This is a genomic window from bacterium (assembly GCA_016708315.1).
Lineage (GTDB): Bacteria > Zixibacteria > MSB-5A5 > CAIYYT01 > CAIYYT01 > JADJGC01.
Window position 1 is genome coordinate 306787 of the sequence record JADJGC010000002.1, and the last position, 11578, is coordinate 318364.

Consider the following 11578-nt stretch of genomic DNA (forward strand, 5'->3'; position numbering starts at 1 on the left):
CGATGAAATTATTTAACCGCCCCGTCAAAGAGATTTTTGCAGAGTTTCCGGCGACCGAAAGCAAGTTGCCGGACATTCGCGGATTCATTGAGACCGTGCTGGCCGATACGCCATTTCGGCGCAAGGATATCACGGCAATTCTGTTGGCGTTAGAAGAGGCCTGCACCAATGTAATTCGCCATGCTTATCTGTACGCCGAAGGCACCATCAAGCTCAAGATTTCGATTTATCGCGACCGACTCGGAATATCAGTTTACGACAAGGGGCGCAGTTTTGACTTTGAGAAACTGACAAATCCAGATTTGGATCATTACATCAAGACGGGCCGCAAGGGTGGGTTGGGTATTTATCTCATCCGCAAGGTCACGGACGACGTGTCGTATCGCACCACTGCGGGAATAAATGAACTTCGGTTAGTTAAACGGTACCCTCACGCCAAACCGGAAGCCGCTGTCAAGGGCGAAGGAATTCCGATTCGTCTGAAGTTTGCGCTGTGGACATCGCTGATCATGGCGTTCGTGATTGTCGGAGTGTATTGGGTTTGGGAAGACCGAGTCGTTGATTGGCGTAATCAGCAGTTTGTCCGCACGATCGACGAATACGGAAACGCAATTGCCTCGCAGGCGGCGAATCATTTCATCAATGAAAGTTCAGATGTCGAGTTCGACGAGTTTGTCCGCAACTTCGCGCGGCAAAATGCGGATGTGCGCTTCATCTATATCACTGATGCGGCAAACAAGATCGTAGCTTCGACGGAGCTGCCGGACCTTCTTGAGAACGACATATCAAGCTCCCGAGGGGATTGACACTTCGCTTGCAGGAGAAGCTCAACTCTTCAATACGAAGGAATACGGCAACACTTACTACGTTGTCGAGGATATCAATTATCAAGACAACCGCTACGGTAAACTGCACATCGGATTTGGCGAGGACCGATTGCTTCAAGGTATCGCGCAGTCTCGCCAGTCGATATTGTTGATCGCGGTTATCGCAATGATCGCCGTCTTGGGTGCCGTGTATTGGTTGTCGAACTACTTTGTCCAACCGATCCAGAAGTTGATTGAAGGCGTCAAGCGCATTGGCAAGGGCGATCTCGACAGCAAGATCGCAGTCGAAGGCGCGGGCGAGTTTAGCGCTATTGCGGAAGCATTTAATGAAATGCGCGTGAAGTTCAAGGAAGCTCAGGCCAACATGGTGGAGCAGGAGCGGATGCGCAAAGAGATGCAGGTAGCGCAGGATATTCAGCACACGCTATTGCCGAAGAACTTCCCGGATATCGAAGGATTCGACATCGCCACTATATATCGCGCGGCGAAAGATGTCGGCGGCGACTATTACGATTTTGTGTGGATCGACGAGAGAACGCTGGGAATCGTAGTTGCTGACGTATCGGGCAAGGGAGTGCCCGGTTCGCTGGTGATGACAATGATCCGTACGGCGATTCGGCTTGAGTCGCGGGGAACACGCTCGCCGGTGGAGATTCTGTGCAATGTGAATGAGTTTGTGACGGAAGATGTGCGCAAGGGCATGTTCGTTACGATCTTCCTCGTGGTGATAGACACACAGCAGCGCAAGATATCGTTCGCTTCGGCGGGTCACAATCCGATGATTCTGTACCGCAAAGATGACGACAAGACATTCTTCCTGAATCCTAAGGGCATACCGCTCGGCATCACGTTGCCGGAGGGTGTCAATTTTGAGGACAATCTTGTCAGCGAAAATGTCAAACTTAAGAAGGGCGACATGCTGGTGATGTACACGGACGGTATCACCGAAGCGATGAACCCGAAGAAGCTTCAGTATGGGATGCCGCGATTCCTTGAGTTTATTCGCGACAATTCCGACTTGTCGCCGGATGAGTTTGCCGAGAAGTTCCAGGACGATTTGAACGGCTTCACTCAAGGCGCAGAGCAAAATGATGACATCACGATGGTGGTGATCAAAGAGAAGATGGAAGTTGATGAGTACCTTTATGCCCAACGCAAAAAGCTGCTCGAAATGGTTGATGTGCAAAAGATCCCGGTGGGAGAAGCGTGTCGTCAGCTCGGATTTTCGTCTTCGACATATTATCGCTATAAGAAGAGATTTGAGCTTTACGGCGACGAGGGCTTGCTCAACAAGACATTGCGCGTAGATGATTCGCCAACACAGTTGACCTACAACCAGCGCAATTTGGTATTGGAGATCATTCGCAAGAATCCGGAGTTTGGCCCGACGAGGATAAAACGAGAGTTGGAAACCGCAGGCAACGGTGCCGGTGAAGTCGAAGAACGGACGATCTATGCTGAACTTGTCCGGCTGCGGCTGAACACCAAGCGCCAGCGGTACGAGTTTTCCAAACGATGGGGCGGCGCTTTGACGCCTCAACAGGAAGAGGAGTACCTAAAGATTTCTCAACGAAGCGATCAGACACCTCAAACAGTGGACCGGTCAACTTACGTTGAACAGATTAAGGAGTCCATCCAGCGCCAAGAAGAGACAAAGTTAGCAGAATTCAAAGATCGCCTTCGCGAATTAGGCGTCGATGACGATCGCACGGACGTGCTTTCAGCAATGTTCGAAGAGATGGAGGGACAGGTGTCCCCAGAGCAACTGCGATTGTTGTTCGACCGCGTTGCCGGCAGAGTCAAGGCATTGGATCATGACGCTGAGACGAAAAACGTCTTGTCGATTGCGCGACTTGAGTCAATTGACGAAAAGCAGTGGGAAAAACGCGCGGAAGAAGGAATCAGTCTGGAAGTAATAAAAATGCCGGATGAACCGGAGCCGATGAATTTCGACGATTATGAAAAGAAGCTGACGCAGGGCAAGGGAAAGGAATCGACGGATTGAAGAAGATCGCAGTCATAACGTGCAAGGGCGGGACTGGCAAGACCACGACCGCAATCAATCTTGCGCATTGCCTTGCGATGTCCGGTAAACGGACACTGCTGATCGACTGCGACGGACAGGCGAATGTCGGAATGGCGTTCAATGTTCAGCCGCAGAAGGGGCTGGCGGAGCTTCTGACGACAGGGGATGTCGAAATCACCTCGTTGCGTCCCAATCTGTATTTGATCGATTCAGGCGGCACGCGCATTGTCGAGACGGAATTGTATTTGGCGCGCCAGACTGATCGCGAACAGCGGCTTAAGAGAGTGCTGGCTAACTTGCGCGGGACTGATTACGTCATCTGCGACTGTCCACCGGCAATAAATCTGATTAATATGAATGTACTGAATTATGTCGATGGCGTGGTGATTCCCGTATCGATGGATTTTTTCGCTTGTGAAGGAGCGAAGAAAACGCTAAAATTGCTTGATGACCTGTATGAAAAGATCGGTCATCGGGTTGAGCTGTTAGGCATACTGGCGACCTTCTTTGACACGCGGACCAAGATATCCAAGTCAATTTACAACCGGTTGCTTACTGAGTACGGGGACAAACTCTTCTCGACCAAGATTCGCATAAATACCCAGTTGAAGGAAGCGCAAATGCTGTGTAAGACGGTATTTGAGCACGCGCCATATTCGAACGGCGCATTGGATTATTTTCTGTTCACGAAGGAAATCGCCAATTACCGCCAGAACGGAATCGCGGTCGACACAAAACAGGATGAAACGCAAGCATGGATGACATAAGAATCTCATTAGATACCACCGGCGCGGCAAACGACATTTCAGTAGTGCGCGTGGACGGTGTGGTTGACACGATGACGGCTTCCGAACTGGAGCGTGTCATGAATACATTGATCGAGCAGAAACGATTCAGAATTATCATTGACCTTGCCGGTGTGGACTACATCTCTTCGGCAGGTTGGGGTATTTTCATCAGCAATATCCGCGAGATCAAGGCGAATGCCGGCGATATCAAGCTGGCGCGGATGATTCCGAGTGTCTACGAGATTTTTGAACTTCTGGAGTTTGATTCGATTCTTAAAGCATACGATAACATCGAAAAAGCAAAATTAGAGTTCCGTGGCGGCGGCGAGCCGGCGGATCCGGTGGCGGACGCCCGGGCACATAATCAAAAGGAAGCGGCGAACGCTTCAGTAGCGCGCCAGGTCGAAGTTGCAACTGCGGAAATGGAAGCACCCAAGGTGCAACCGACTCCACGGAAGCTTAGCGATGAACCGGCGGTGCAGACGCAGCCGGCGAACGCAACGTTGAGAAGACGGTGCTGAGTTTGATTAAGGCGGATCCGTTCTACACGATTCGCGAGATTACCGAAATGGTCAATAGCGAGTCTAACGGTTCGGGTGCAAGCGTCGGCTGGTGGGGCGTGTGGAGTATTCTCCGCAAGAACTCGCTTCTGTCGCGCAAAAAGAGATTCCGCTACAGCCGGAAGGCGTAAGTTTTCACCAAACGCAACCCACAGTGCAGTCAGATAAACCTTCCAATAACATCCACGTTGCCGAATTCTGCGTTGATTCCCCCTCGCCGACGATACAATTATATAACTTAGCAGTCTATGTTTATACCGCTGATTCTCTACGTGGGCGTGGTCGGTGCGTTATTGGGTGCGGCTTTGCTATTGCCGCAGCTTGCAACCGAACTTGTCATCGCGGCACTTGGCTGTGTCGTAGTCGGCGGTGTCGGGTTGATCTATACAATGCATCGCAAAGGGCTGGCCAAACTTCAAGACATCGTCAGAATCTACATGCGCTATGCCGAGCGGATATATTCAGACTTCGGCGCGCGCACGTCATTGGAGAGGCAAGTTGCCAATCTTGCCGAATATCTCGAAGAGGACGTCGCCATTCCGGTGACGGCCGTATTTGCCCGGCGCAAACGCGGATTTATGCTTACCGATTGTTATGGAATCAAGAAGGAAGATCTCAAGTCGTACAAGGTTCTTTCTCGCCCGGAGCTGGAAGATGGGATGGAGAAGAAGGCGGCGATAGTATCGTTCCGAAAGGTCTACCCGGGAACCGGCGAACCGGGAAACGAAGAGCATCCCTTTGAGTATGCCTTGCCGGTATTGACATCGGGACGCTGTAATTTTTTCATCGCGTTTTCAGCGCCGGATAGGTTGCCATTCAAGTTGCTTCGTCCATTCTTGTTGGCTTTGGCGGACCAGATCGGCAACTACAAACATCTGGACGACGCCAATTTCAAGCACAATCAGGTTGTTCTGAAACTCAAACAGCAGATTGAAACGCTTAAGCGCGAGCGCGACAAGTTAGCCGCGACTCCGGTTCATGATGCGAGATTCCTGATTACTGCTCAGGATCGGTTGTCGCGAATTCAGGATCGTCAGAAATTATATGAGACGTTTATCCAGTTGATGACGGACCAATTTAAGGTCGATGCGTTGGTGCTGCTGCTGCCTTCCGAGGACCGCAAGGTATTCAAGCGCAGTTTTTCGCACGGCACGCTGGGATCGTTGGCAGATGATTTCCAAATCGATATCGGACATCCGGTCTTGCCGGAGGTCACAAAATCGGAACTGCCGTTGGCATTGGATAGCCTGTCTGACGCGATTCAAATCGATCCAACTGTTGCGGCGCTGCAGTCGAGCGGAGTCAAGTGTTTGGCGTTTTTGAACGGGATAAGCAGTCTTGACGGATACATTGGGATGAGCTGTAAGCCGGACAAGTTTCGGAAGGAAGAGGTAGAAGCGTTTCTTTCGTACTGCCGGTCATTCGGGTTGGTATTGGAGAATTTGTCGAACTTTGAGAAAATCGAGCGTCTTTCGTATACGGATGAGCTGACCGGGCTGCATAATTACCGTTATTTCTATAAACGTCTTCAGGAAGAAATGCTTCGCGCACAGCGGTTTGACCGTCATCTGGCGCTGGTCATATTTGATGTTGACGGGTTCAAGGTTTTTAACGATACTTATGGTCACTTGTCGGGAGACTTTCTGTTGGAGCAGCTTGGCAAACTCCTGACTAAGTCTGTGCGTTCCATAGATATAGTTTCGCGATACGGTGGGGAAGAGTTTTGCATTATTATGCCCGGAATCCGATGCCGCCGATTGCATGACTTTTATGGAGCGTTTGCGGGTGATCATTCTGAGCGAGGAGTTTAAGGACAAATTTTCGTCCGAATGTCACCGGATAACCGTATCATTAGGCGGAGCAATTTATCCTAATGATGCACAACGAATTGACCGATTAGTATACTGTGCCGACATGGCATTGCTCCAGGCGAAGAGCACAGGAAAAAACAAGTCGTTCATGTTTGACGAAAATTTCATAACGGTGAAGAAGTAGGTGTTATGACACGGATGTTAATGCACAAAGTCATACTGATTTTCATTTTAGCGGTTGCCATGTTTTCGGCGGCACAAGCCGAATATGTCATTGGCATAGATGATGTTCTGCAGGTTAGCTTCTGGCAGACTCCAACCCTGGATCAGCAAGTTGTGGTAAACGCTGACGGCAAGGTAACCTTGTCGGTCATTGGCGAAATCACGGCTGCGGGATTGACGACGGCCCAGCTTTCACGGAAGATTGTCGAGCAGGTGTCGCGATTCAACCGTGACATCAGCCAGGCGACTGTGGTCGTGTCGGCTTACAATTCGCAGACAGTGTTTGTCGAGGGTGAAGTTGTCACGCCGGGACGTTATGCGCGAGAGATTATTCCGGACATCTGGACGATCATCAAGGAAATGGGCGGCGCAACGCCTGCCGGCGACCTGACGCAAGTGCGATTGGTACGCGGCGGGGCTGTTGATCCTGGAACAGTGATCACGGTCGATGTGTTGGCCGCGGTGCGCGCGCGATTTCACAAAATTGCCGCAAGTTCATCCGCACGATATTATCCGAGTACCTCAAAGCATAGGCGGAGTACCTTCGGACTTGGGCTCGTCGCAGTCAGAAGAGGCACGCGATGTCTACTACGTGATCGGTGCGGTCGCCAACCCTGGAGTATACAAACTTGAGTCGCGGATGGATTTGATTGAAGCGTTGGCACTTGCCGGCGGAACTCAACCGGACGCCGATCTCAAGGCTATCAAGGTATCTGACAAGAATGGCGCTTTCGCGAATATTTACAAAATCGACCTCGACAAACAATTGAAGAGCGGTAGTCCCCAGCGATACATGGTTCAGCCAGAGAATGCGATTTATGTTCCTGCACGCGGGACGGGCACGTCGGCGTGGAATATCGTGCGCGATGTCATTACGATGGGTGGAGCATTGACTTCGACAATTCTCTTGATCAACCAGTTGGGGGATAACAATAACAGCGGCAACTAGGCTTGGTGTGAATTGAGCCAAAGACAGATCACACTCCGGGATATCTGGCAGATACTCTGGAAGCGGAAATTCTGGCTGGTTTTGCCGATTATTCTGGTGACAGTGGTCGCCTTTGGCGGCAGCTACCTGCTTCCGACTATTTATGAATCCGCAACCAAGGTTGTAATCTCCAATCAGAAGTTCATCTCGCCGGCGCTGGAGCGGATGCTTCCGGACGAAGCCGGAGTATTGCCGGAACCGCGAGCGCGCCAGTATTGGTTGGCTGCCACGAGGTCGGAGATTACATCGTCGGGATACATCAACGACATGATCGAAGACCTGAAGTTGGCTCTGCCAGCCGAGGTAGAGCAAGCCGCGGCGAAGATGCGCGAGAAATTTCCAGAGAATGATTTCGCTGTGATGTCGCGCAGTTTGCAGATAGAAGATCTAAAGAAATACATTAGCGTCGATCTGATCGGCGAGAATCAAGTTGTCATTACCTGTCGTTCAGAGAATCCTCAGAGCTCAGCACGAATGGCAACCGCGCTGGCGGAGATTTATCGTGAGCGGAAGCTTGCTGGACAGGTACTTGCCGGCGATGAAGGCCAATCTTTGACAGATGAGCAGTTGGCGATTGCGAAAAAAGAATTCGAGGATATCGAAAAGCAGTTATCCGATTTCAAAACAACATATCTGAATCGTCAATTGCAGACCGGAATCAGCTCCGATGCCAATCTCAGCACTGTCGAATCGGAAGTTGATGCAACGCGGCTTGAAATGCGCGAAGCATCGGATCGGGTGAAGTTTCTGAAAACGCGATTGGCAGACGCCGGGATTGATTTGTCGGCGGCTGTGACAAATTCGCGCGAGTTGACACGCCACAAGAACAGCGCTCTTTCGGCAACAACGCAAATTGCCGACTTCATGCCGCGATATCTTTGGAAAGACGGTAAGATACAAAGTCTGCTTATCAAGACCAGTGATGCTCTTGACTCGCTGCGGATGTTGAGCAATAGCACGGCGAAGCAAATGAATCAGGGTGCGGCGGTTTCGGCGCAAGGTGATCTTGGAGAGTACATTTACCTGACGCATCAGCTTGAGTTCCTTTCCGGCAAAGAGCGCGTGTTGGCGGAAGCAATCTCAGAGATTAAAGGATTGATTGCCGGGCAGCCGTACTATGATCAGATGGTGAAGCGGCTTGAAGACAAGCTTGCGGAAAAACGAAAGACATATCAGACGTGGCAGGATGAGGCGGACAAGCTGAAGATACGCCGCGCAACGACTGAAGCGGAAGCTGAGACGAAGTATACGATCTTGGAGCCGGCGGCGATACCGTTGGAACCGGCCTCGCCTAATCGGGTCAAGATTGCATTGATGGGGCTGGCTTTGGGAATCGTGTTGGGCGGATGTGCTGTAGTAATAGCCGAAGTGGTGGATCATTCCATCAAACGAATTGAAGATATTGAGGAGCTGTTGGGCTTGGAAGTGGTTGGCACAATACCGAATATTATGCAAGCATCACAACCCAAGGGCGCAAAGGTAGCATAAGGAAGTGCTCATGGAAACCTACCGTCTCAACTCGCGGGTCGCATCGAATGACCGCGAGTATCTAATCCAAACCGTGAATGACACCAGCAGTCATCAGATTCGGTCATCCATTTTTTCGGATGGTCATCTTCTGGAGACTGTCGAAGAGAGTGTGTATCCACATATGCCGGAGCAAGAGCTTCTGGAACTGGTGAAAACGGCGCATAAGGAACGCAAGGAAGAGGTGGAGAGCCTCTTTGAGCGTTACAAAGAAGCGCTGGGTTCTAGTGATGTGGAGCATATTGACTACCTCGGCATGGCGCTGATGTACAAGCATATGCACAACGAGGCGGAGTCGCTGTTCCGCCGTGCTGTGTCGATACGGCCCGATTCGCATGAAGCGTTGAATCATCTGGGAATGGTGTTGATGACGCTTCACAAGTTTCCGGAGGCGGTGGAAGCATTCGGGCGTTGCGTGGAAGCGCAGCCCAAGTTTGCCGACTATCACAACAATCTTGGCGAGGCATTTCTGGCGATTGGCTCTTGCAAGCGCGCAATGATTGAGTTTGATGAAGCGATCAATATCAACATCTACTATGGCGACGCTTATTATAACAAGGCGCTGACTTACATTCTGAATTCAATTCGGCGCGAAGACTTTAAGTTGTTTTCAGAAGCCGCTGACAAGACGCTGGAGATGATTGAGCGCGCGATTGTTGTTTGCCCTGAGTATCAGGACAAGAATTTTGATGAAGGCAAACAGCTACTGAGCGACGGCGATCTGGATGGCGCGTACCACAAGTTTTTGGCATCGCGCGACCGCAAGAAAGAACGCCGGTTCAAGGAATTCTCGAATGTCTATCTCAAGTTCATGTTGGCTGCGGACAAAGTTGATGAAAAGATGCTGCGCCGCCGCATCGAAAGCTTGAAGGAAGCGATTGCCAAGAACCCGCATTATCCGGACTTGCATTATGATTTGGCGGTTGCGTATACGCTGATGGGCAGATTTGTACATTCAAAGGCGATTAAGGAGTATCAGGAGGCGTTGAAAATCAATCCTGACTTCGACCGCGCCAAAAAGAGCCTGCGGCTGGCTGAGAATGAGTTCCGCGGGTTTGATGTATTAGTGAAAGCCATTCTCAAGGGATAACTGATGGCAATCGACCGGCGTCGTCCGATATTTGATTATTACCACCCTGAGTCCGTCGTGGGGACAGAATTTCGCCGGTTATTGCATAATATTACGAGACCGGTCAACGGTGTTTCGAAGCGTTCGTTTTTGATTACCTCGGCGATGTTGTCGGAAGGGAAGTCGACGATTTCGTCATATCTGGCGATAACGGCGGCGTCTTACAAGAAGCGGAAGACGATTCTGATTGACGCTGACTTGCGCCGTCCGACGATTCACAAGATTTTCAATGTACCGCTTGAACGCGGCATAACCGATCTTATTGACGGTAAGGTTTCCGCTGAAGAGGCGTTCAAGCAGACGCCGATTCCAGACTTGTCGATTCTAACGGCGGGCACGCTGAAGCATAATCCGACGGAGCTTTTTGAGAGCGACGCGGTGAAGACTGCTATCGAAAAAGTCAAATTTTACTTCGACCTTGTCTTTGTTGATTGTGCGCCGATTATACCGGTTTCAGACCCGGTTGTCTTGGCGCCCGACATGGACGGCATACTTCTTGTTGTTAAGGCAGGCGCGACACAGAAAGAAGTTATTCGACGAGCTGTCGATATAATAGCTAAGACCGACGCGAATATCGTCGGTGTCGTGTTAAACAATCAGTCGGGCGTATTGCCGTATCACTACAACTATCAGTACTACGGCTATCATTACGCCACTAAGAACCAGTAGTTTTTATGAAGAACATCCTCACGTTTGACGTGGAAGAGTACTTCCAGGTAGAAGCCTTTTATGGTGTTGTCCCGCGCAATGAGTGGGATACGCGCCAGAGCCGCATCACTATGAACATGATGCGAATTCTCGACATCCTGGATGAGCATCACGCCAAAGCGACATTCTTTGTATTGGGCTGGGTAGCAGAACGTCACCCGCATCTAATGGCAATGATCAAGGCACGCGGGCACGAATTAGCTTCGCATGGTTATGGTCACGATTCGATTAAGCGACTCGACGAAAAGCAGTTTCGTGAAGACTTGATGCGTTCGATAGCGGCGATTGAACAAGCATCGGGAGTAAGGGTTCGCGGCTATCGCGCGCCGACATTCTCGGTTGACCGCAAGAAAGAGTGGATTTGGGAAACTCTGGTCGAATGCGGATTCGAATATGATTCAAGCATCTATCCGATTTTCCACGACCTTTACGGCGACCCATCAGCGCCGAGATTCCCGTATTACATCAACACAGCGGCAGGGAAGTTACTGGAGATACCGCCAACGACGTGTACGGTGTTTGGAAGAAGACTGCCGGCATGTGGCGGCGGGAGTTTCCGGCTGTTTCCGTATTGGTATACACAGCGGGCGACGAAGGCTTACAACGCAAGCGGGTATCCATCGATGGTGTACTTGCATCCGTGGGAAATCGATCCGACACAGCCGCGTGAGAAGAATGCGGGATTGAAAAGTCGGCTACGTCACTACACGAATCTCCATACTGTTGAGCCAAAGCTGCGGCGGATGTTGTCGGAGTTTCCGTTCGGGTCTGTTCGCGAAGTCTATCTCGAGGGCGGCTTCAAGGTGTCGGACTCGATGAAGAAAGATTCTGCCAAAGACAACACTCACGTTTAGCTCCAGCATCCAAAATCTCAATTTCGCCACGAAAATATATTCAGGGGTCGATGTTCAGGCAAATACAAAGATTGGACTTGTCTGTCTCTGTTCGTTTGGTTAAGTTGTTTCCAAAGGAAATTCTAAATCGTATCGAAC

13 protein-coding genes are annotated in these 11578 nt (G+C 50.6%); all 13 read left to right on the forward strand.

Annotation, left to right across the window (positions count from 1 at the left end):
• The first annotated feature begins 2 nt into the window (after positions 1-2).
• The 13 genes from IPH59_01650 (at position 3) to IPH59_01710 (ending at position 11440) form a co-directional block, all read left to right on the forward strand.
• On the forward strand, positions 3-806 hold the full coding sequence (locus IPH59_01650) for an ATP-binding protein (GenBank protein ID MBK7090418.1): 804 nt from the start codon (positions 3-5) through the stop codon (positions 804-806).
• Entirely contained in the window at positions 772-2832 is a 2061-nt protein-coding gene (locus tag IPH59_01655; GenBank protein ID MBK7090419.1) for a SpoIIE family protein phosphatase, read from the forward strand. Before IPH59_01650 ends, IPH59_01655 begins: the two co-directional genes overlap by 35 nt.
• Positions 2829-3620, forward strand: a complete 792-nt coding sequence (locus tag IPH59_01660) for a ParA family protein (protein ID MBK7090420.1) — start codon at positions 2829-2831, stop codon at positions 3618-3620. Before IPH59_01655 ends, IPH59_01660 begins: the two co-directional genes overlap by 4 nt.
• Positions 3608-4162 (forward strand): STAS domain-containing protein, encoded by a 555-nt coding sequence (locus tag IPH59_01665; protein MBK7090421.1) that lies wholly within the window; start codon positions 3608-3610, stop codon positions 4160-4162. The genes IPH59_01660 and IPH59_01665 overlap by 13 nt, the downstream gene beginning before the upstream one ends.
• On the forward strand, positions 4156-4332 hold the full coding sequence (locus IPH59_01670) for a hypothetical protein (protein MBK7090422.1): 177 nt from the start codon (positions 4156-4158) through the stop codon (positions 4330-4332). Before IPH59_01665 ends, IPH59_01670 begins: the two co-directional genes overlap by 7 nt.
• 117 nt (positions 4333-4449) lie before the next feature.
• Entirely contained in the window at positions 4450-6012 is a 1563-nt protein-coding gene (locus IPH59_01675) for a GGDEF domain-containing protein (GenBank protein ID MBK7090423.1), read from the forward strand.
• Positions 5912-6196, forward strand: a complete 285-nt coding sequence (locus IPH59_01680) for a diguanylate cyclase (protein ID MBK7090424.1) — start codon at positions 5912-5914, stop codon at positions 6194-6196. Before IPH59_01675 ends, IPH59_01680 begins: the two co-directional genes overlap by 101 nt.
• 5 nt (positions 6197-6201) lie before the next feature.
• Positions 6202-6867 carry a polysaccharide biosynthesis/export family protein gene (locus IPH59_01685; GenBank protein ID MBK7090425.1) on the forward strand — a complete coding sequence of 222 codons (666 nt, stop codon included), beginning with the start codon at positions 6202-6204 and terminating at the stop codon, positions 6865-6867.
• A complete protein-coding gene (locus IPH59_01690; GenBank protein ID MBK7090426.1) occupies positions 6827-7183 on the forward strand; it encodes an SLBB domain-containing protein in 357 nt (118 codons plus the stop codon). Before IPH59_01685 ends, IPH59_01690 begins: the two co-directional genes overlap by 41 nt.
• A 12-nt stretch (positions 7184-7195) precedes the next feature.
• Positions 7196-8710, forward strand: a complete 1515-nt coding sequence (locus IPH59_01695; protein MBK7090427.1) for a hypothetical protein — start codon at positions 7196-7198, stop codon at positions 8708-8710.
• A 10-nt stretch (positions 8711-8720) separates the two neighbouring features.
• The gene (locus tag IPH59_01700) at positions 8721-9839 is read left to right on the forward strand and encodes a tetratricopeptide repeat protein (GenBank protein MBK7090428.1); all 1119 of its coding nucleotides are present in this window, start codon (positions 8721-8723) and stop codon (positions 9837-9839) included.
• A gap of 3 nt (positions 9840-9842) precedes the next feature.
• The gene (locus tag IPH59_01705) at positions 9843-10547 is read left to right on the forward strand and encodes a CpsD/CapB family tyrosine-protein kinase (GenBank protein MBK7090429.1); all 705 of its coding nucleotides are present in this window, start codon (positions 9843-9845) and stop codon (positions 10545-10547) included.
• A gap of 5 nt (positions 10548-10552) precedes the next feature.
• Entirely contained in the window at positions 10553-11440 is an 888-nt protein-coding gene (locus IPH59_01710) for a DUF3473 domain-containing protein (GenBank protein ID MBK7090430.1), read from the forward strand.
• Positions 11441-11578 lie beyond the last annotated feature (138 nt).